Genomic DNA, 21,363 nt, shown 5'->3' on the forward strand with positions numbered 1-21,363 from the left:
AGTCAAAATCAGCTCTTGGAATTGCCTGCCAATTCCAGAATGACGCGCGCCCCGATCTCGCCAGAGGGTTGCTCCGTCGCCATGATCGACGCAACTTTATCAAATCCGTCCAGCTGCGCCTGACGTGCCGATCCAGGCCGCATCAACCGTTCAAGGTTGCGTGCAAGCATTCCCGGACGGACAAACTCATTGAAATACTCAGGAACGACCGGTTCGTCGGCGATGATATTTGGCAAGGCAGCGCTCCAGATCGTGATCTTGGGCATCAGAAACTTGCTTGCGAACCAGTCCGCCTTATAGGAAAGCACGCTTGGAATGCGCGATAGAGCCAGTTCCAGCGAAACCGTCCCTGAAGCGGCAAGCGCTGCATCGGCTTTAGAAAAAGCTTTCCACTTTTCCTCATCACCCAACACCATAAGCGGTTTGACAGCCCAGTCCTTTGAAAGATCGCGAACCATTTCCTCAATGCGTGGCAGTGTCGGCAGAACGACGTCAAGCTTGTCGACCCGGGCAGCTAATTCACCAACAGCCTGCCCGAACGGTTCCATGAGCATCTGGATTTCAGTACGACGAGACCCCGGCAGAACGAGCAATGTTTTCCGGGACTCAACAGTCCGTCGCGCTTCCAGGTTTTTTTGCTCATCCCGTGCCCGCAGTATCGGTTCATAGCTGGAAAGGCGATGCCCGACATAAGTGGCACTCGGCCCGCTTAACCGCTGCATGACCTCCACCTCAAATGGAAGAATAGTCAACACATGGTCGAAATAGGCTTTCATCGCCCGCGCGCGTTGCGGCCGCCAAGCCCACACGCTTGGTGCTATATATTTCACGATGGGAATCGATGGATTTGCAGCCCTGATCTTCTTGGCGACGCGATGTGTAAACTCCGGACTGTCAATCAGAAGTACGCAATCCGGTTTCTCAGCGATGATGCTTCTAGCGGTCTGGCCAATACGCCGCATTAGACCCGGTAAGTTCTTCAGAATTGCGCCCAGCCCCATAAGCGCAATCTCGTGCGGATCAAAAAAGGACTTCATTCCCCGGGCCGCAAGGTGATCACCACCGACACCAATGATATCAACCAAGCGGTCTGTCTGGCTCCGCAACGCATCGATAAGGTCGGCACCTAGAAGATCACCGGATTCTTCACCGGCCACTATTGCTATTTTCAACGGCCGGCTGGTGGTGTTCACTTCTTGATATCCTTTTTCTCGCGACTGACCGTCTCTACGAAAAGGCCTCTTGCATTGGCCGCCGCGATGGTTTCACCGAAGCCTAGAATGAATGTCCTGCCTGCCTCAACAGCTATTCCTGATAATCCCGCTTTTACGGCATTATCAATCGTAGAAATTCCGATGGTCGGAAGGTCTGCTCTTTCGTCCTGTCGCGGCTTCGCCATCTTGACGAGAACACCGCCACGACGAGGTATGCGGCCAGCTGCACGTAACTCGCGCACACGCTCTATCATTTGATCTGTGCCTTCCGCCCCTTCGAGCGCAACGACACGTCCGCCAACCGCAACAGCACCCTGCCCGACATCCAGATCACCCAGACGAAGCGCAGATTCCATTGCAAGTTCAAGATTATGACGTTCTCTCGCGTCCGGTGCATTTCGCGTCAAAATTTGAGCTGGCGATGGAGAAAGTAAATTCGGAACAACATCGTGAGCCCCGACAACTTTGAAACCGAAGGACTCCAGCAGACCGATAAATGCACGTAAAAGAGCATCATCGCCTTGTCCCAACGCACGTAAAACGTAAGGCACTGCGCGCAGAGTAGGCCAGTCAAACTTCAGATCACTGACATGGGGCCTGCTTGTCACGCCACCAGCGAGGACAACGCGATCCACACCGGCAGCCTTCATCGACCGCACGAGCTTTGCAAACTCTACGATGGAAATTTCCTGATGCTCGTACTTGTAGAGTACCGGATCAGCCTCCCCTCGCAACGGTACGAGGAATGGCTTCTTCTCCGCAGCCTCAAGGGCCTCCGCCACACTGATCGGCAGCAGGCCATTACCAGCGATAATTGCAACGCGTCCCGCATCATCTGCAAGACGCGGTATTTGCTCAATCTTCGCCGCTGTCATGCCCGGCCCCACCATGGACCGCATCAAGCGGAGGTGTACAGTAGGCACGTTTGGTATCGACATTGATGAAGTCGATCATATCGATGACAGCCGGAGAATCCGGTATCGCAGTCAGGACGTCCTTTGCACGGTCCCGAATGGGCTTTGTGCGATCGAACAGCATCCGAACTGCATGACGGAGATTATGAATCTCTTTGCGTTCCATACCGGAACGCTTCATGCCGACGATGTTCAATCCACCGAGATGAGCGTGCACGCCAATCGCCATGCCGTACGGGATAAGATCGCTTACAACCGCAGCCATGCCGCCAACGAAAGCGTGATGTCCAACGCGCACAAACTGATGAATAGCGGCACCACCACCCAGAATAGCGTGATGCCCGATTGTCGTGTGGCCACCAATCATCACATTGTTGGAGAAGGTGACGTAGTCGCCAATGTCACAATCATGTGCCACATGCGCGTAAGCCAGGAACGAACAGTTGTCGCCAACCGAAGTGTAACCACGTGCGCTGTCTGACCCCTTGTGCATGGTCACGCCTTCGCGGATCAGGCAATTTGTGCCAATGTTCAGCTTCGTTGGACCGCCCTTATGCTTGTTGTTCTGCGGATCGCAACCCAGAACGGCATGCGGATAAACCTTTCCACCTGCGCCAAGCGTCGTTGCACCAGTCACCACTACATGACTCATCAATTCCGAATTGTCGCCTATGACGGCGCCAGACTGAATGTGACAGAAGGGGCCGACAGACACACCCTGCCCCAGTTCCACACCCTGCTCAACAAGAGCGGTGGGGTGAATAAATGTTTCTTTCATTGATATGCTCACTGGCTTTCTTCAGCTGTACTGATCATGGCAGCGACTTCAGCTTCCGCAACCTTTACACCATCGACTTCGGCAATGCATTCGTATTTCGAGATATTTGCGCGTTGCTTGATCTTCTTTACGTGAAGCAAAAGTCGATCTCCCGGTATGACCGGGCGACGGAATTTGGCATTATCTATAGTCATGAAATAGACCACGCCAGGGCGTCCGGTTTTGCGCTGAAGCAGAGAAATAGCGCCCGCCGTCTGTGCCATGGCTTCGACAATCAATACGCCCGGCATAATCGGCTTTTCAGGGAAATGTCCGGTGAAATGCGGCTCGTTGATCGTCACATTCTTGATGCCGGTTGCGGAGACGTCGCCGTCAATGTCAACAATCCGGTCGATCAGCAAAAATGGATAGCGATGCGGCAGCACTGCCAGAAGATCCTGGATATCTGCTGCTTCCAGCTTGGTCTGATTTGCATCACTCATCAGAGGATTGCTCCTTTCTCGATTGCCCGATGCTACGTATGTTCGCGATATCTCGGAACCACTGTTTGATAGGCCGAGCTGGAATACCGCCCCAGCGCTCGCCATCGGGTATGTCATTCATAACGCCGCTCGCTGCAGCAATCTGCACGCGCGAACCGATAATCAAATGGTCGGCAAGTCCCACACGACCACCCAGCATCGTCTGGTCACCGATGACACAGCTGCCGGAAATGCCGCAATGAGCCGCAACAATACAAAAACGGCCGATTCGCACGTTGTGGGCGATCTGTACGAGATTATCGATCTTTGTACCTTCGCCAATGACGGTGTCGTTCAACGAACCACGGTCGATCGTCGTATTGGCGCCAATCTCGACATTGTCCTGAATGATGACTCTGCCGAGCTGGGGAACCTTCTCCAAGCCGGCGGGACCTGGGACGTAGCCGAAACCGTCCTGCCCAATCCGCACACCAGGATGAAGAGACACTTGATTGCCGATGAAAGCACACTGAACGGTTACACCGGGGGCAATATAGCTGTTGCGACCTATCTGGCTGCCTTCACCGATAACCGCTGTTGACGCGATCAGCGTACCGCTGCCGACACTTACGCCCCTGCCGATAACTGCGCCGGCCTCGATGGTCGCACCATCCTCGATATGTGCTGTCGGATGAATAATCGCCGCTGAAGAAACACCAGTTTCTCCGAACCAGCTGACCGGTTTGACGGACGCTGGAAACAGCATTCGACCAACGGATGCAAAGTCCCGTTGCGGATTGCGGGTAACCAGTGCAGCTATGTGCGACGGCACGCTATCCACCACAGCCTCACTACATAGAACGCCCGCGGCATTGATCGATGAGAGACCGTCGGCATTCTTCTTGCCTTCGACGAAAACAAGAGAACCCTCAACAGCATCTTTAAGCGAAGAAAGACGCGCAACAGAACGCGGTGCAAGCTTCGGGTCACGAAGTCTTGCACCGGTAAAATCTGCGATATCGCCAATCGTGAGTTCACGCGAAGGCGCGAAAAAAACAGGATCTGCCATCAAAACACTTTCTTCCCCGGGGTTGTTATACCCCGGGAAAAGGCAAATCTATTAGAACTTGGTCGAAACACCGAAGTTGAAGTTCTGAACCTTGTCGGTATCAGCCTTCGCGATCGGGAACGCATAGTCAAAACGCAGAGGACCGAACGGCGAAGCCCACATCAGGCTTATACCTGCCGAAGCGCGAAGCTTCTTGTCGTCGCCATAGATTGGCGAACCGCCCTGCGAGGAGTCATTACCATAAAGCGTTGCGGCATCAGCAAACAAGGCGCCACGGATACCCAAGCTTTCAGGAACGAGTGGCATCGGGAACTGAACTTCAGCCGTACCGTTGATATAGGTCGTTCCGCCCATCCAGTAGCGTTTGCCGTTCGCGGCATCCTGATATGGACCGATACCATTGAACTTGAAGCCGCGGATGATGTCCGAATTGTTCTTGAACAGATCAAAGATGCGGACGCCATCATCACCGAATTCATGGATATAACCACCGCCAATGCCCAGCATACCGACGATATCGGCTTCCTGAGAAAGCGTCTTGTAGTAGTTACCCTTGAACGTGGTCTTGATGTACTTGGCATCGCCGCCAAGACCTGCGAACTCCTGCGTGAACTTGCCATAAAGACCGTCATGCGGATTCTTCATGTCGTCGATGGAGTTGTAGGTCAGCGAGTAGCTGATCGACGAACGCAACCACGGACTATGCTCAGCAGCCTCTAGCAAGGCAGGCGCATAGTAGTTGTCAGCGTCCGCACGGAACAGGTCATACTTTTCCTGAACGAGGTTATACGCGATACCTGCCGAGAAATTGTCCGTGATCGGAAGACCGAAGCGGATCGTACCACCGGTCTGCTCGACGTCGTAATCATCGTTTACGCGATACGTACGACGGAATACATCGAAACCAGCCGAGAGACGATATCCGAGGAAATATGGCTCCGTAAACGACAGGCCATAATTGCGCATATCATCCTGACCGGCACCGGCGCTGATACGGATGTACTGGCCGCGTCCGAGGAAGTTACGCTCGGTAATAGCAGCTTCGACCTGCGCACCCGGCGATTCGCCGCCTGTCGTGTAACCGCCACCGATCGAGAATTCGCCGGTCGACTTTTCAACGACATCAACGACAAGAATAACCTGATCCGGCTCAGAGCCAGGCGCCGTCGAGATATTGACCGTCTGGAAGAAGTCAAGCGCTTCGAGACGACGCTTCGCGCGCTGTACCATGACCTGATTGAAGGCATCACCTTCGTTCATATCGAATTCGCGACGAATCACGAAGTCACGCGTCTTGTCGTTACCGCGAATTTCAATGCGCTGAATATAAGCGCGCGGACCTTCGTCAACGCTATAGACGACCGAAATCGTATGGTTCTCGAAATCACGATCGCCACGCGGTTCAACCTTGGCGAAAGCATAACCACTACCGGCAACATTTTCGGTAACTGCGAGAACCGAATCTTCGATTTCCTTGGCGCTGTAAGGCTTACCCGAACGAGTCTTGACCAGATGATCCAAGGCCTGCCCGTCAACGCCATCAACGTTGCTCTCGACGCTTACATTGCCGAATGTATAGCGCTGACCTTCATCAACCGTGATGGTGATCGTGTATTCGTTTGTCGACGGATCGAGAACTGCATTCGATGAAATAACGCGGAAATCCGCATAGCCGCGATTGTAATAGAAACGACGGAGCGTTTCCTCGTCAGCCTGAAGACGCCCTTCGTCATATACGTCATTACGCGTCAGCCACGAAAGCGGATTCGAACGTTTGGTCGAAATCACGTCGCGCAAACGACGAGAGCCGAATGCCTGATTGCCAACGAAATCGACATTTGCGATTTTCGTGCGCGAACCTTCGTTGATTTCATAAACGACGTTCACACGCCCCTGACCAAGATCAACAGTACGTGCATTCACGGTCGCATCGCTGCGCCCGATATGCGCATAGGCTCCCTTGATCGCTTCAACGTCAGCTTCCATCGTCGCAGCGTCATAAGGCGAACGCGGCTTGAGCTGAACAGCACGAGTAAGATCAGGATCCTTGATCTTCTTGTTGCCCTGGAAAAGGACGTTGTTGACGACGGAACGCTCAGAAACATTCACGACGAGCGTGCTGCCGGACTGATTGATGCGAACATCCGAGAACAGACCCATCGCAAACAGACGCTTCACCGCAGCATCAATATCAGCGCTGGTGAAGGCCTTGCCCGGACGAATGTCGATATTGTCACGGATGGACTGTGCGTCGACGCGTGTATTACCGCGTACCTCGATACGGCTAACGACAGCAGCCTCGGCAACATTGACCGAAGCCAGCGAGAGTGCAGCAGTACCCGAAGCCACAAGAGCCACTGACATGGCGAGCGCAGAAGCGGCGCCAAAGAATTTAGAACTTGCCGTCATAGGCTTTCCGAACCTTCGTTTCTTTCTGTCCCCGGGGCGATTAACCCAGAAAAGCACGTACAGATACAACCGTCATACCCGGTTTTTCCATACAAGCAAGCGTCACGGTTAAATTCTGTTTACTTAAGCAACCAGCGTGGCATCCGCGCCACGCGATTTGAGCGTTATGGTAAACAAATCGCTTAGCTTTTCGAGCAGTCACTCCCAATTTTCACTTCTGTTTAACACCTTCCCCGATCCTCGCCAGAGAAGATGCGCATCATAGCGGTTAGCTGACTGGAACCCTCCAGCCTGCACCGATCCCCAAGATCACCACCTGAGCCAGCCGGAGAGTCATCTAGCAGGCAAACAGGTCGTTGAAAAGTACGAACCCCATGAATCCCATAACAAGTAGGAACCCAACACGATAGAAAATTTCCTGCGCCGCAACAGATACCGGGCTACCCTTTATGGCCTCCACCGCATAGAAAACCAGGTGACCGCCATCCAGCGGAGGCAATGGAAACAGGTTCAAAAGCCCGATACCAACCGACAACATTGCCATTAGCTGGATAAGCCAGTCAAAACCCTGACTTGCAGCCTTACCAGCCATATTGGCAATTTTCACCGGACCACCGAGCTGACATTTATCCTCACGCCCGACCGCAAAACGCTGAAAGAACTCTCCTGTCCGGCTGATAATGTAGCCCGTTTCCATGACAGCCTGTCCCACTGATTCGAGGGGACCATATTCAATCCGGCGAAAATTACCGACAGCTTCAGTGGTTTCCACGCCGATGGCGCCAAGCTTGATCTTGTTTCCAAGCGGATCCGTACGCTCGACGATTGCCGGAACGGCCTGCAAATCCACCATCTTGCCATCACGCTCGACAGTGAAGTTCAGCTTGTCCCCGGCCCGTCCGGATACGATGCGCTGCACGTCGGAAAAAGTTGTGATCTTTTCGCCCTCAACGCTGATAAAGCGATCCCCGGCTTCAAACCCTGCTTCAGCAGCAGGACTGCCAGGCTGAACGCCAGCTATGAGCGGATCGGAAATCTGACGCCCATAGAGCGCGAAGAAGACACTGAAGATAACGATCGTCAGAATGATATTGAAAGCAGGACCGGCAAAGACGGTCGCCGCACGCTTCCACACAGGCTGGGTATGGAATGCCCTTCGCTGCTCATCTGCGCTCAGGCTTGCATTATCGACGTCAACTGGAGAGCTCGTGGCGCTCTCGTCACCGATGAATTTGACATAGCCACCAAGCGGAATGGCAGAAATCTTCCACCGCGTGCCGTGCTTGTCCGTGAAACCGATCAGCTCAGGTCCGAAGCCGATAGAAAATGCCTGTGAGCCAATGCCGCACCAGCGCGCAACCAGATAGTGGCCCATTTCATGAACAAAGACCACAACGGTCAAAACAAAGAGGAATGGAATGATGGTCCCGACAAGCAGACTTTCGCCACCCAGAAAAAAGGCCAACGCCTCCTGCAAATCACTACTCCTTACACAACGCTAGTGGGCTTCCGAAGAACCGAATGCGTTTTGAGCAATCCCACAAACTCATCCGTCGCACCCTTAGAAACTGAAGAATATAGCGGACGGCACGTCTGGCTCTGCAAAAATTGCACCAAACAGGTACAAAAGTGCGGCAGCAGCGACAAGCCCGTCCACGCGATCCAGAACACCGCCATGCCCCGGCAAAAGACGGCCAGAGTCCTTTGCGCCGAACTGGCGCTTCACCCATGATTCTGCAAGGTCGCCAATCTGCGAAACGACAGACAGCAGCAATGCGAGTAGCGGTACCAGCCAGCTGCCGGGAGCAGCCACCAGTGAGGCAACCAGAATGCCACCGGCTACCGCAGCCGCGGCGCCACCGATGGCGCCTGACCATGTCTTGTTCGGTGAAAAGCGCGGTGCCAGTTTCGGACCGCCCAGTGCCCGGCCATTGAAGTAGGCCGCGATATCCGTGGACCAGACAACTGCGAAAAGGAAAACAATCGCAGTAAAGCCAAAGGGCTCATCGCCGCGCAGGAGTGAAAGCGAAACGGCGGAGAAACCTGCATAGAAAAGCCCCGCCGCTGGCCAGCCGCGCCCTGTCCGCCATTGCGTGGCCAGAAGAATGAGGGTGCCCACCAACAGAACGCCAATCGTCAGCAAAGCGCTCCGGTCCATAACAAGCAGAACGCTTGTGAGCACCAGCCATGCCCAGCCGAACACACGCGAGAACACTGTCTGCTTCGGTGCGGTCAGGCTCGTCCACTCGTGGAACATGGCCAATCCGATTGCAATCGAAAACAGTGTGAAACCCAAACCGCCGACCCACGTCAGCCACAAGGCGGCTGCACCGAGGACAATGGCAGTAATGATGCGGGTTTGCAGATTGGACATTGAGACCTTTCGACGGACTGGCTTACGCCATATTAGAGCATTTTCAGTCGTCCCAACTCTCGGGAACCACCTTAGACTGCCGCCCCCTTGGTCGAAGGGCATGCGATTTCTTCTTCACGGTCTTCCAGTCCGGCGCGCACTTCAACGCCGCCAAACCGACGCTCGCGCTGGCGAAAAGCCTCATAGGCTGCATCAAGATCAGACGCGCGGAAATCAGGCCAATGAATGGGCAGGAATAGAAACTCGGAATACGCCGCTTGCCAGAGCAGGAAATTCGACAGGCGCATTTCCCCACTCGTACGGATGATAAGATCGGGATCGGGTATCCCGGCTGTATCGAGATTTGCGGAAACCAGTTCACTGGAAATGGAAGCAGGATCAAGCAGTCCGGCAGCGACATCACGCGCCAGACTTCGAACGGCACGGACGATCTCGTCGCGGGAACCGTAATTGAAAGCTATAATCAGGTTGAGGCCTGTATTGCGACGCGTAAGCGTTTCCGCTTCGACTAATAGCGCACGTATATCGGCGGCAAGTTCCTCGCGCTCGCCGATAATACTGACACGCACATTATTGCGGTGCAGCTCAGCAAGATCGCGTCGGATGAAAATCTTCAGCAACCCCAGAAGATCGTTCACCTCGCCGCTGGGGCGGGACCAGTTTTCTGAAGAGAACGCAAACAATGTAAGGTAGCCGAGGCCACGATCCCCGGCCGCCCGTACAATCTCACGAAGAGCTTCCACGCCTGCCCGGTGCCCGGCGCTGCGCGGCAAATTGCGCGCCTTCGCCCAACGGCCATTGCCATCCATGATAATGGCGATGTGGCGCGGATTGGACATGGCGAAGCTCTCCCTCAATGAAAACCATGCAGGTACTAGACCTGCATGATCTCCCCTTCTTTCACTGCAACGACCTTATCCATCTCCGCGATGGTTTCGTCCGTCAGCTTCTGCACTTTTTCAGACAGAACGCGGCCATCATCCTGACTGATGAGGCTGTCCTTCTCCAGCTTTTTCAGCGTGTCCATACCGTCACGACGAACATGACGGGCAGCGATACGACCCTGCTCAGCATACTGGTGCGCGATCTTGACCAGTTCCTTGCGGCGCTGTTCGTTCAATTCCGGCAGCGGAATGCGCAGCGTCGTGCCATCGGTGATGGGATTGAGACCGAGGCCGGAATCGCGAATTGCGCGTTCCACAGCGCCCACCATGCTCTTGTCCCAGACGGAAACCGAAAGCATACGCGATTCGGGAACAGTGATATTGGCAACCTGATTGATCGGCATGGTCGAGCCATAGGCCTCGATCACGATCGGCTCCAGCAAGCTTGCTGAAGCGCGGCCCGTGCGCAGACCGTTAAGGTCGTGCTTCAAAGAGTTGATAGCGCCTTCCATGCGGCGTTTCAGGTCGTTGATGTCGAAAGCATCACTCATGCATTTTCTCCTTCGATACGCAGCAAAGGTCGATCAATTATCGGAAACGATCGTGCAGCGTCCCTTGCCTTGCAGAATTTCGGCCAAGCCGCCGTTTTCATGGATGGAATAGACTATTATCGGAATGTTGTTCTCACGCGCAAGGGCAACAGCGGCTGTATCCATGACTGCGAGCCCGCGATCGAGAACTTCTTTGTGGGTCAAACTGTCAAAACGCGTCGCGTTCGGATCCTTCTTCGGGTCGGCAGAATAGATTCCGTCAACCTGCGTACCCTTCAAAAGCGCATCCGCTTCAATTTCCGCAGCACGAAGAGCTGCTGCCGAATCCGTCGTGAAGAAAGGATTTCCGGTGCCACCAGCAAAGATCACGACCTTGCCCTCATCCATGTAAGCCGTAGCCTGTCTCTGTGAGAAGCTCTCACAGATTTCAGGCATGGCTATGGCCGAGAGCACGACAGAATCGACGCCGATCTTGTGCAGGGAAGTACGCAGCGCCAGCGAATTGATGACCGTGGCCAACATACCCATGTGATCGCCCGTGACGCGATCTCCGCCCTTGGACGCCACAGCGACACCGCGAAAAATATTGCCGCCGCCGATCACGACGCCAACTTCAACGCCAAGCGATCGTGCCTGCTTGATATCGTTTGCAATACGGTCTGCAACGGAAACATCAATGCCAAAGCCCTGACTGCCCATTAATGCCTCGCCCGAGGCTTTCAAAAGGACGCGTTTGTAGGCGGGCTTACCGGACATTGGATGCTCTCCGCAGATTGTGATCAAGTGGTTGTGTTTGGGTTCCGATACACGAAGGGCACCGCGTTGTCACGCGATGCCCTTCATAATCAAAAGCCTTTTCAGGCAATCAGCGCATTCCGAAAAGTGGAAACCGGTTTTCGGATCAAAATGCGCTGAAAAAACGGAGCCACTTAGCCCTTGGCAGCAGCAGCTACTTCAGCAGCAAAGTCGGTTTCTTCCTTCTCGATGCCTTCGCCGAGAGCAACACGGACAAAGCCGGTGATCTTGGCCGGTGCACCGATGGTCTTTTCAGCTTCCTTGAGGGCAGCTGCAACCGTCAAGTCAGGATTGATGACGAAAGCCTGCGAAAGAAGAACAACTTCTTCGTAGAACTTGCGCATACGGCCTTCGATCATCTTTTCGATGATGTTGTCCGGCTTGCCGGATTCACGGGCCTGCTCGATGAAAATCGCCTTTTCGCGCTCGGCAGCAGCCGGGTCAACGTCCTCGGCGGTGAGAGCCAGCGGGTTGATTGCAGCAACGTGCATGGCAACCTGACGACCAAATGCGTTTGCAGCTTCTGCATCGCCAGCGGTTTCGATTGCTACGAGAACGCCGAGCTTGCCGAGGCCATCAGCAACGCCGTTGTGAATGTAGGTCGCGACAACGCCCTGCGGGACGGTCAGCGCAGCCGAACGGCGGAAGCCAATGTTTTCACCGATGGTGGCAACAGCGTCCTTTGCCGTTTCGGTAACGGTCTTGCCGTCAACGTTGGCGTTGGCCACAGCTTCGGTCGAACCGTCGGTCGACAGAGCAGCCTGGGCGATCTTGCGGACCAGATCCTGGAAAGCATCGTTGCGGGCAACGAAGTCGGTCTCGGAATTGACTTCAACGACAACAGCCTTGTTGCCGGAAGCTGCAACGCCAACCAGACCTTCGGCAGCCGTACGGCCAGCCTTCTTGTCAGCCTTTGCAATGCCCTTGGCACGCAGCCAGTCAACGGCAGCTTCGATATCGCCATTGGTTTCAGCAAGTGCTGTCTTGCAGTCCATCATGCCGGCGCCGGTGAGGTCGCGGAGTTCTTTGACGAGAGATGCGGAAATGCTCATGATATCGCCTTTCATGAAAGCGAAGGCACACCGGATGGGTGTGCCAACTTTTAACCGGCGCTTGGTTTCTGGATCGCGATCACCCTGAGCATTGCACTTCAGGAATCACAATCCCGCACCGGGATGAAACGAGATTATCCACCCGCCCTATCGCAGATATGACGGATGGATGAAATCATACGCTGATTAAGCGCCTTCAGCCGGAGCTTCGAGGGCTGGCTCAACCGGAGCTTCAGCCTGCGCGCCGACGTCGATGCCCATTGCGCCCTGCTGACGAGCAATGCCGTCGAGAGCAGCGCGAGCAATCAGATCGCAATAGAGAGCGATAGCGCGTGCAGCGTCGTCGTTACCCGGAATCGGGTAGTCGATCTGGTCTGGATCGCAGTTCGAGTCGATCACTGCGACAACCGGGATACCAAGACGCTTGGCTTCCTGAATAGCAATCGCTTCCTTGTTGGTGTCGATGATGAACATCAGGTCCGGAACCGAACCCATGTCCTTGATGCCACCGAGGGCGCGGTCAAGCTTTTCACGCTCACGCTCAAGGTTCAGGCGTTCCTTCTTGGTGAAGCCCTGAGCTTCGCCAGCCAGAAGTTCGTCGAGCTTGCGCAGACGCTGGATCGAGTTGGAGATCGTCTTCCAGTTGGTCATCATGCCGCCGAGCCAGCGTGCATTGACATAATACTGTGCCGAACGGTTGGCAGCATCGGCAATGATGTCCGAAGCCTGACGCTTCGTGCCGACGAACAGAACGCGACCGCCGCGAGCAACCGTGTCCGAAACGATCTTCAGCGCATTGTGCAGCAGAGGAACGGTCTGGGACAGATCGAGAATGTGGATGTTGTTACGGTCACCATAGATGTATGGTGCCATTTTCGGGTTCCAGCGATGGGTCTGGTGGCCGAAGTGAACACCAGCTTCCAGAAGCTGGCGCATGCTGAAATCAGGCAATGCCATCTTTATTTTCCTTTTCCGGTTTAACCTCCACGGGCTGAGGCGATTTCTCGCCACCGGAGGTTTTTGCCGGATTTCTCCCGACAAAAGCCCAATCCCGTGTGTGGAATAGGCGCGCTGTTAACTGATCACGCCGTAAATTGCAAGTCGTCTACACAATATAGCATCGAACAGGCGAACAAACACGCCAATCGGGGTGCTTATTTGCAGGTCGCGGTCTGTTTTGCCGCGTCATAGACATCAAGCTTCACAAGCTTCCCGCGCATGGAGAAATCTCCATAGTCCATAGTGAGGTCGCGGGTGATGCCATTGCGATAGAGCTTGAAATTAATGCGGTAGATCGGCAGGCCGTCCTGCTTTTCCTTGTCATCGAAATAAGCAATCGTCACCGGCCAGACCTGATCCTTGGAAAATTTACCCATGACCTTGGTCTCATCATCCGGCAGAGACTGCTCCTTGCCGACGACAACGGTGGTAGCAACCACCCGGTCGGCATCTTCGGACGCGTCGAAAAGCGACGTCTGGTAAAATTTCTGCCCGGCTTCCGCCTTGCCGATCAGCTCTTCCATATGTCCGGTCGGAAATTGCGTTCCCTTGAGGTCAAGCTTGTTTTCCTTCGGCTTGTTCAGTTCAACGACTGTCTTGCCGCCCTCGAGTTTCGCGTCACCACGCACTTCCTTGACCAGTTCCTTGTCCACGAAGGTCTTGTTGACGAAACGGAAGTTCTTTCCGTCTGCACCTTCGAAAGTCGTCGTCTGCTGGTCGGTCACACGCTGCGGCTGTTCTTCCATATCGATCCGCGTCACGAAACGGAAATTGGTGGTGTAGCCTTCACACGCAGATCCGTTGAACTCGTAGACCATACGACCGGTCAAACCACTGATCCCCGATTTTTCATCGGCACGATCCAGGGTCAGATCATAGACTGCGCGATGTGGAACCAACGTTACCGTCGAGGCCGCATGAGCGACGCCAGCGAATCCAGCCCATACACAAGCAGCCGTTCCACTCGCCGCAACCGCACTCTTGAAAAAACGCATACATGAATCTCCCGATGAGTTGACGAGCATGATAAAAAAACTCGTGGCGGAAGCGAGGCAAAAAACGCACCCTTCCCAAAAGCTTCACCGATTCTGCCTATAGGTAGATCGCGAAGTACCTTTGCAAGCAAGGATTAATACAATGACCGACACGATCGACAGCCGCCTCAAAAATCTGGGTATATCTATCCCGGAGGCCGCAGCACCCGCCGCAAACTACGTTCCTTTTGCGCAAAGCGGTTCTCTGCTTCTCACATCTGGCCAGCTTCCGCTGGAAGGCGGCAAGCTTGTGCACACGGGGCAGATTGGTGATGAGCTGACGGTTGCGCACGGACAAGCGGCTGCACGCGCCTGTGCTGTCAACATCCTTGCCCAGGCAAAGGCTGCTCTTGGTGACCTTGGCCGCATCAAGCGGATTGTGAAGATTACCGCCTTCGTGGCTTCCACACCTGATTTCGTGGAACAGCACCTTGTGGCCAATGGCGCCTCCGATCTCCTCGTGGCGGTTCTCGGCGACGCTGGCAAACATGCCCGCTCGGCTGTTGGTGTTGCGAGCCTACCCCTCAATGCACCTGTTGAAATAGAAGCGATCATCGAGGTTGCCTGACATGACTTCCATCGACTGGATCAAGAAGCGTCCTGTTGCTCATCGCGGATTGCACGATCTCAACAAAGAGCGCTGGGAAAACACTCTTTCAGCGTTCGAGGCAGCAGCAAAGGCGGGTTTCGCTATCGAATGCGATGTGCATCTCACAATTGACGGCGGCGTTGTGGTCTTTCATGACGATGAACTGAAGCGCCTTGCCGGTCGCGAAGGCTACATCAGCGATCTGACACTGAAGGAAGCCACCGCACTGAAGATTGGCGGCACCGCCGATCATGTGCCGACGCTTCGTCAAATGCTTGATCTGGTCGATGGTCGCGTTCCCCTCGTTATCGAGTTGAAGGGTATCGAAGGTAAAGATGACGGTCTCGTTGCCGCCGTTGCCAAAGAACTGGCGTCCTATAAGGGCGAAGCCGCGATCATGTCTTTCGATCACCACCTGATCCGCCGTTTTGCGGCAGATGCACCGGGAATTCCTGGCGGTCTGACAGCCGAAGGTACACGCAGGGAAGACTATGAAAGACATTTCTCCATGCTGGCGCATGGCATCTCCTTCGTCTCCTATAATGTGCATCACCTGCCCAACCCGTTCGTCACCTTCGTTCGGGAGAAATTGCAAATGCCTGTGATCAGCTGGACAGTGAGGGATCGGGAAATGCAGAAACATAGCGATCTCAATGTCGACCAGATCACGTTCGAGGGCTTTGATCCACGCGCCCTCGTGGCTTGACGACAACACGCCGAACGCCGCAAAATATGTGCGATAACGGCAAAGGAATAGCGGTGAACGACGAAGATCCGCAGAATGAGCAAAGCTTTGTTCTCCGTGTCGTTGAGAATATCAGCGAATTCACGGCAGGCGAATGGAACAGTCTTGTCGGGGCTTCCCGGCAGGACGCGCATTACAATCCCTTCATTACTCGCAACTTCCTGCTGGCTCTGGAAGAATCAGGCTCGGTTTCACGAAAAGCGGGCTGGCTTCCGCGCCATTTGCGCCTTGAAGATGATCAGGGCCACCTCATCGGAGCCGTGCCGAACTATCTCAAGGGGCATAGTCAGGGAGAATATGTCTTCGACCATGGATGGGCTGATGCTTTCGAGCGCGCCGGTGGTCGATACTATCCAAAATTTCAGGCCGCAGTGCCGTTTACACCGGCTACCGGTCCGCGCCTCCTCAATCACATCGCCTATGAAAGCGAAACCGTTCGACTGGCGCTGGCTGGCGGACTGCGGGAACTGGCTGATCAATCCGGCGTCTCATCAGCGCATGTCACATTTGCACTACCAGGTGAGATCATCGCGCTTGAGCGCGCAGGGTTTCTTCATCGCAAGGATCAGCAGTTTCACTTTAAAAACAATGGCTTTAAAAGCTACGATGATTTTCTGAATGAGCTGGTATCTCGGAAACGCAAGGCGTTAAAGAAAGAACGACGTGAAGCCTTGTCGGATGGTATCGAAATCGACTGGTTGACCGGCAGCGACCTCACGGAATCCGTCTGGGACGACTTCTTCGCGTTTTATACGGATACCGGTAGCCGCAAATGGGGACGGCCCTATCTGAACAGGCAGTTCTTTTCGCGGATCGGCGAAACCATGGCGGAAGACATTCTGCTCGTCATGGCCAAACGCAACGGACATTACATTGCCGGCGCGATCAACTTCATCGGTGGTGATACACTTTTCGGCCGTCATTGGGGCTGCATCGAAGATCACCCATACCTGCATTTCGAGGTTTGCTATCATCAGGCGATCGATTTTGCGATTGATCGAAAGCTCAGCGTCGTGGAAGCCGGAGCACAGGGCGAGCACAAAATCGCCCGCGGTTATGTGCCGGTAACAACCCATTCAGCGCATTATATTGTCCATGAAGGCTTTCGGAATGCCGTACGCGACTATCTCGATCATGAACGTCGCGAAGTCGAACAAATTCAGGACGCCCTGGAAGAACACTCGCCATTCAGGGATGCGTCCTGATTGTTTGTTTTGACGCGCATCTCATCCGAAAGCCGCTTCACACCTTTCGGGATGCGCTCGCTCTATCCACCTTGCCTAACGCGACTTGATACGGTCTGATCCTGTCAAACATTTTCGCATTGGAGAGAATCGCATGTCCGCCACCTATGACGACAACAATATCTTCGCCAAAATTCTGCGCGGCGAAATCCCGTCCACCCGTGTTTACGAAACCGATGACGTCGTTGCTTTCATGGATGTGATGCCGCAAGGCACGGGCCACACGCTGGTTGTGCCAAAGACTGCTTCCCGCAATCTGCTCGATGCCAAGCCGGAAACCCTCGCGAATGTTGTTGAAGTGGTGCAGAAAATCGCGCAGGCAGTGAAGAAGGCATTCAATGCCGATGGCGTAACCGTCATGCAGTTCAACGAACCGGCATCCGGCCAGACCGTCTATCATCTGCACTTTCATGTGATCCCGCGCTTTGAAGGCGTGGCGCTCAAGCCCCATACCGGACAGATGGAAGACGCAGCGGTTCTTTCCGCAAACGCTGAAAAGATTCGTGCAGCGCTCTGATAAGACTCACACTTTCAAAGTGTAAGCAGGCCGATTACCAGCAGGATTTCCGCAACGAGCACGCCGACGAGCAATCGCTTACCGGTAGTGAGAAAGGCGGCAAATCCTGCCGCAGCGGAACCAGCGCGGAGCCAGAGCGGCGAATTGGCCAGTTCTCCATTAGGATAGAGAATAAGCTGCGCGATAACGCCTGCAACCAGCGCAGTTGCGACGCAGCGCACGAAAACGAGAACTTCTGAATCCTCCCGCACGCGCCCACCAACCAGCACCCCCATCAGCCGAAACAGATAGGTTGGAAGCGCTCCAGCCAGGAGGATAAATAGAAACGGCCACCACCAGGTCGAAAAGCTGTCCCAGTTCATTCAGTTGCCCCCACCGATACGCGGCGCATCCGGTGAAAACCAAATGCTATCAGCCCACCGAGAACCCCCGTGATCAGCAGGTCATATCCAGGAGCCAGATGATGAAATATGGGGAACAGAACGATCCCGGAAATCATTGCGACCTGCCCTGCCCTTTCTCTGGCTGAACGCCAGAGCGACGTCAGAAAATACATCGGCGTCAGCATGAAAAGTGCCGCGAAAACAATTGGCGGAAAAGACGTCGATAACGAATAGACGATAGCAACGACAATTGCATTGGTTCCCACCAGAACCATACCGATCCCCGCAAAATAGCTCGTCCGCATATCACGCGGGATCTTGCGCAGCTCCTCCATGGCCATGACCCAGGCGGTGACGGCAACGAAATGACACAGAGCAGCGAGCGTCAGTTTTCGCGTTTTCGGTCCCTGCAACTCGGGAAGCAGCGCGACCACCATTGGCATCAAACGCACGGACGAAAGTCCCACTGCGAGAGCCGCGGCAGGCAAAGCCACACCTGCACTGATCGCTCCGATCAGAACGACCTTTGCCGGAAGCGCCCAGATGGTCAGAGTCATAAAGACGGCTTGAACAACGGTGATGCCGCTTTCAATTGCCAGTCCCGCAAAACCGATAAACGAACTCATCAACAATAGAGCTGGAATACTGCCAATGCGTGTGCAGCCGCGCAAGAACCATCGCAGGTGACGATGGTCTTCTGAATTTTGCTCAGGATAATCGGAATGAATCGGTGGCATGGAGTCACGTTAGAGCAAGGTCCGAGCAAGTTGCACCCGGTTTTTACCGCTCAGATCGGAAAAACTCAGTTTTCCTTCACACCAGCCTCATGCTCACAACAAAACGGCCCTCAGAGAGGGCCGTTTCGCTTGCTTGTTACTTCTTACGTGGCACTTTCGGCACCGAAGATTTGGCCGCCGAGGACTTCGAGGAAGATTTCGGCGCCGGTTCGGCCTTGCCCGCCAGCACCTTCTCCTTCTCTGCCTTCTTCGGCGCAGCCTTCTTGCGTTGCAGCTGCTTCTTCTCAGCCGGAATATCCTTCTTCGGACTTACCGGCTTATCAGCCACGCTTTCCAGCGAAAGATCGGTCTTGCCGTCCGGTTTCGTCACGACGTCCACACGGACCGTGCCACCATGCTTGAGTTTTCCGAAGAGCACCTCATCAGCCAATGGCTTCTTGATGTGTTCCTGGATAACCCGGGCAAGCGGACGTGCACCCATGCGCTCGTCGTAACCCTTGTCAGCAAGCCAAGCGATTGCACCTTCGGTCAGTTCGAAGGTCACGCCGCGCTCAGCAAGCTGTGCTTCAAGCTGAAGCACAAACTTCTGCACAACCTGATGAATGACGGGAACCGGCAACGGACCGAACGGAATGATCGCATCCAGTCGGTTACGGAACTCAGGCGTGAACAAGCGGTTGATCGCTTCCATGTCATCGCCTTCGCGACGCGTGGAACCGAAGCCGATTGCTGCCTTCGCCATATCCGACGCACCGGCATTGGTGGTCATGATCAGGATCACATTGCGGAAGTCGATCTTCTTGCCGTTGTGATCGGTCAGCGAGCCATGATCCATTACCTGCAACAAGATGTTGAACAGATCGGGGTGTGCCTTCTCGATCTCATCAAGCAGCAGCACGCAATGCGGATGCTGATCGACGCCATCGGTCAGGAGTCCGCCCTGATCGAAGCCAACATAGCCGGGAGGCGCACCGATGAGCCGCGATACGGTGTGACGCTCCATATATTCCGACATATCGAAACGCAGGAGTTCCACGCCCAACGAACTTGCCAGCTGTTTGGCGACTTCCGTCTTGCCGACGCCGGTCGGGCCGGAGAACAGGTACGAGCCGATTGGCTTGTCCGGTTCGCGCAATCCCGCACGGGCGAGCTTGATCGACGCTGACAGCGCTTCGATGGCCAGATCCTGACCGTAAACGACACGCTTCAGTTCAGCATCCAGATGCGAGAGAACCTGTTCATCATCCTTCGATACCGACTTCGGCGGAATACGGGCCATCGTTGCGATTGTCGCTTCGATTTCCTTCACGCCGATGGTCTTCTTGCGCTTGTTCTCAGGCAATAGCATCTGGCTGGCACCTGTTTCGTCAATCACATCAATTGCCTTGTCTGGCAATTTGCGATCCGAAATATAACGCGCAGAAAGTTCCACTGCCGTCTTGATGGCATCGACCGTGTACTTGACCTTATGGAAATCCTCGAAATAGGGCTTCAGCCCCTTCATGATTTCAATCGCATCCGGGATCGAAGGCTCATTGACATCTATCTTCTGGAAGCGACGCACCAAAGCACGGTCTTTCTCGAAGAACTGACGATATTCCTTATAGGTCGTCGATCCGATGCAGCGGATAGCACCCGATGAAAGCGCCGGTTTCAACAGGTTCGATGCATCCATCGCGCCGCCCGAAGTGGCGCCAGCCCCGATGACTGTATGAATCTCGTCGATGAACAGAACCGCACCCGGATACTCTTCGAGCTCCTTGACGACCTGCTTCAGACGCTCTTCGAAGTCACCGCGATAGCGGGTGCCAGCCAGAAGCGTACCCATGTCGAGCGAGAATATCGTCGCATCGGCAAGCGCTTCAGGCACCTGTCCTTCAACGATCCGCTTGGCAAGACCTTCGGCAATCGCGGTCTTGCCGACGCCGGGATCACCCACATAAAGCGGGTTGTTCTTCGAACGACGGCAGAGTACCTGAATGGTGCGGCTGATTTCGCTGTCACGACCGATCAGCGGATCGATACGCCCGGCCTTGGCTTTCTCATTCAGATTGACGCAATAGGCAGACAGGGCGTCCTGCTTCTTCTTGGCGCTTTCTTCCTGTTCTGTGCTGGTGCGTTCTTCACTTGCGCTCTCTGCACCGCGCGGCGGGCGAGTTTCGCTGTTCTGCGGGCGCTTGGAGATGCCATGCGAAATATAGTTCACGGCATCATAACGTGTCATCTGCTGCTCCTGGAGGAAATAGGCAGCATGACTTTCCCGTTCCGCAAAAATGGCAACCAGCACGTTGGCACCGGTTACTTCCTCACGGTTCGAGGATTGCACATGAATGACCGCGCGCTGAATGACGCGCTGGAAAGCGGCAGTTGGCTTGGAATCCTCGTCATAACCCGTGACGAGATTATCAAGTTCGCGATCAATATAGTCGGTAACGATACGTTTGAGATGCTCAAGGTCGACGCTGCAGGCACGCATCACTGCGCCCGCATCCTGATCGTCGATCAAGGCAAGCAAAAGATGTTCGAGCGTCGCATATTCGTGATGCCGCTCGTTTGCAATTGTGAGGGCTTGATGCAGGGCCCTTTCAAGGCTTGGGGAGAACGATGGCATATG

At 54.6% G+C, this 21,363-nt stretch carries 21 protein-coding genes; 4 read left to right on the plus strand and 17 right to left on the minus strand.

The features are described 5' to 3' along the window. Positions 1 to 8: 8 nt before the first annotated feature. From lpxB to eipB, 14 genes are all read right to left on the minus strand, one after another. Positions 9 to 1,193 carry a lipid-A-disaccharide synthase gene (gene lpxB, locus CES86_RS04485; protein ID WP_094513779.1) on the minus strand — a complete coding sequence of 395 codons (1,185 nt, stop codon included), beginning with the start codon at positions 1,191 to 1,193 and terminating at the stop codon, positions 9 to 11. Continuing rightward, the gene (locus CES86_RS04490; RefSeq protein WP_029924676.1) at positions 1,190 to 2,089 is read right to left on the minus strand and encodes an LpxI family protein; all 900 of its coding nucleotides are present in this window, start codon (positions 2,087 to 2,089) and stop codon (positions 1,190 to 1,192) included. The genes lpxB and CES86_RS04490 overlap by 4 nt, the downstream gene beginning before the upstream one ends. After that, positions 2,070 to 2,906, minus strand: a complete 837-nt coding sequence (gene lpxA / locus CES86_RS04495; protein ID WP_010659986.1) for an acyl-ACP--UDP-N-acetylglucosamine O-acyltransferase — start codon at positions 2,904 to 2,906, stop codon at positions 2,070 to 2,072. Before lpxA ends, CES86_RS04490 begins: the two co-directional genes overlap by 20 nt. 8 nt (positions 2,907 to 2,914) lie before the next feature. Beyond that, positions 2,915 to 3,388: a 3-hydroxyacyl-ACP dehydratase FabZ gene (gene fabZ, locus CES86_RS04500; RefSeq protein WP_010659985.1), complete on the minus strand. Its 474-nt coding sequence runs from the start codon at positions 3,386 to 3,388 to the stop codon at positions 2,915 to 2,917. Further along, complete coding sequence (lpxD, locus tag CES86_RS04505) at positions 3,381 to 4,436, minus strand: UDP-3-O-(3-hydroxymyristoyl)glucosamine N-acyltransferase (RefSeq protein WP_010659984.1); 1,056 nt, start codon at positions 4,434 to 4,436, stop codon at positions 3,381 to 3,383. Before lpxD ends, fabZ begins: the two co-directional genes overlap by 8 nt. Positions 4,437 to 4,487: 51 nt before the next feature. Next, positions 4,488 to 6,845 carry an outer membrane protein assembly factor BamA gene (gene bamA, locus CES86_RS04510; protein ID WP_036586699.1) on the minus strand — a complete coding sequence of 786 codons (2,358 nt, stop codon included), beginning with the start codon at positions 6,843 to 6,845 and terminating at the stop codon, positions 4,488 to 4,490. A 337-nt stretch (positions 6,846 to 7,182) separates the two neighbouring features. Then, positions 7,183 to 8,322, minus strand: a complete 1,140-nt coding sequence (gene rseP, locus CES86_RS04515) for an RIP metalloprotease RseP (protein ID WP_012091955.1) — start codon at positions 8,320 to 8,322, stop codon at positions 7,183 to 7,185. 84 nt (positions 8,323 to 8,406) lie between these two features. Continuing rightward, complete coding sequence (locus CES86_RS04520) at positions 8,407 to 9,219, minus strand: phosphatidate cytidylyltransferase (RefSeq protein ID WP_010659981.1); 813 nt, start codon at positions 9,217 to 9,219, stop codon at positions 8,407 to 8,409. Positions 9,220 to 9,290: 71 nt separating this feature from the next. After that, the gene (locus CES86_RS04525; RefSeq protein WP_094513780.1) at positions 9,291 to 10,058 is read right to left on the minus strand and encodes an isoprenyl transferase; all 768 of its coding nucleotides are present in this window, start codon (positions 10,056 to 10,058) and stop codon (positions 9,291 to 9,293) included. Positions 10,059 to 10,093: 35 nt separating this feature from the next. Next, on the minus strand, positions 10,094 to 10,654 hold the full coding sequence (gene frr / locus CES86_RS04530; protein WP_010659979.1) for a ribosome recycling factor: 561 nt from the start codon (positions 10,652 to 10,654) through the stop codon (positions 10,094 to 10,096). Positions 10,655 to 10,687: 33 nt separating this feature from the next. Beyond that, positions 10,688 to 11,410, minus strand: a complete 723-nt coding sequence (gene pyrH, locus CES86_RS04535) for a UMP kinase (RefSeq protein ID WP_010659978.1) — start codon at positions 11,408 to 11,410, stop codon at positions 10,688 to 10,690. Between the two features lie 173 nt (positions 11,411 to 11,583). Then, positions 11,584 to 12,501, minus strand: a complete 918-nt coding sequence (tsf, locus tag CES86_RS04540; protein WP_036578226.1) for a translation elongation factor Ts — start codon at positions 12,499 to 12,501, stop codon at positions 11,584 to 11,586. Positions 12,502 to 12,687: 186 nt separating this feature from the next. Further along, the gene (gene rpsB, locus CES86_RS04545) at positions 12,688 to 13,458 is read right to left on the minus strand and encodes a 30S ribosomal protein S2 (protein ID WP_010659976.1); all 771 of its coding nucleotides are present in this window, start codon (positions 13,456 to 13,458) and stop codon (positions 12,688 to 12,690) included. 197 nt (positions 13,459 to 13,655) lie between these two features. Next, positions 13,656 to 14,495: a cell envelope integrity protein EipB gene (gene eipB, locus CES86_RS04550; RefSeq protein ID WP_010659975.1), complete on the minus strand. Its 840-nt coding sequence runs from the start codon at positions 14,493 to 14,495 to the stop codon at positions 13,656 to 13,658. 142 nt (positions 14,496 to 14,637) lie between these two features. On the opposite strand from eipB, the gene CES86_RS04555 reads away from it, so the two are divergent. The 4 genes from CES86_RS04555 to CES86_RS04570 all read left to right on the plus strand — a co-directional run bounded on the left by CES86_RS04555 (position 14,638) and on the right by CES86_RS04570 (position 17,629). Further along, positions 14,638 to 15,102 carry a RidA family protein gene (locus CES86_RS04555; RefSeq protein WP_006471616.1) on the plus strand — a complete coding sequence of 155 codons (465 nt, stop codon included), beginning with the start codon at positions 14,638 to 14,640 and terminating at the stop codon, positions 15,100 to 15,102. Between the two features lies 1 nt (position 15,103). Next, on the plus strand, positions 15,104 to 15,829 hold the full coding sequence (locus CES86_RS04560; protein WP_010659974.1) for a glycerophosphodiester phosphodiesterase: 726 nt from the start codon (positions 15,104 to 15,106) through the stop codon (positions 15,827 to 15,829). Between the two features lie 53 nt (positions 15,830 to 15,882). Continuing rightward, positions 15,883 to 17,073, plus strand: a complete 1,191-nt coding sequence (locus tag CES86_RS04565) for a GNAT family N-acetyltransferase (RefSeq protein ID WP_029924663.1) — start codon at positions 15,883 to 15,885, stop codon at positions 17,071 to 17,073. Positions 17,074 to 17,206: 133 nt separating this feature from the next. Then, positions 17,207 to 17,629 carry an HIT family protein gene (locus CES86_RS04570; protein WP_094513782.1) on the plus strand — a complete coding sequence of 141 codons (423 nt, stop codon included), beginning with the start codon at positions 17,207 to 17,209 and terminating at the stop codon, positions 17,627 to 17,629. A gap of 14 nt (positions 17,630 to 17,643) precedes the next feature. On the opposite strand, the gene CES86_RS04575 is transcribed toward CES86_RS04570, so the two are convergent. The 3 genes from CES86_RS04575 to clpA all read right to left on the minus strand — a co-directional run bounded on the left by CES86_RS04575 (position 17,644) and on the right by clpA (position 21,360). Then, a complete protein-coding gene (locus CES86_RS04575) occupies positions 17,644 to 17,991 on the minus strand; it encodes an AzlD domain-containing protein (protein ID WP_029924658.1) in 348 nt (115 codons plus the stop codon). Then, on the minus strand, positions 17,988 to 18,638 hold the full coding sequence (locus CES86_RS04580; protein WP_235817397.1) for an AzlC family ABC transporter permease: 651 nt from the start codon (positions 18,636 to 18,638) through the stop codon (positions 17,988 to 17,990). Before CES86_RS04580 ends, CES86_RS04575 begins: the two co-directional genes overlap by 4 nt. A 247-nt stretch (positions 18,639 to 18,885) precedes the next feature. Continuing rightward, positions 18,886 to 21,360 (minus strand): ATP-dependent Clp protease ATP-binding subunit ClpA, encoded by a 2,475-nt coding sequence (gene clpA, locus CES86_RS04585; protein WP_043062048.1) that lies wholly within the window; start codon positions 21,358 to 21,360, stop codon positions 18,886 to 18,888. Positions 21,361 to 21,363 lie beyond the last annotated feature (3 nt).

It is taken from the genome of Brucella lupini (genome assembly GCF_002252535.1).
GTDB lineage: Bacteria > Pseudomonadota > Alphaproteobacteria > Rhizobiales > Rhizobiaceae > Brucella > Brucella anthropi.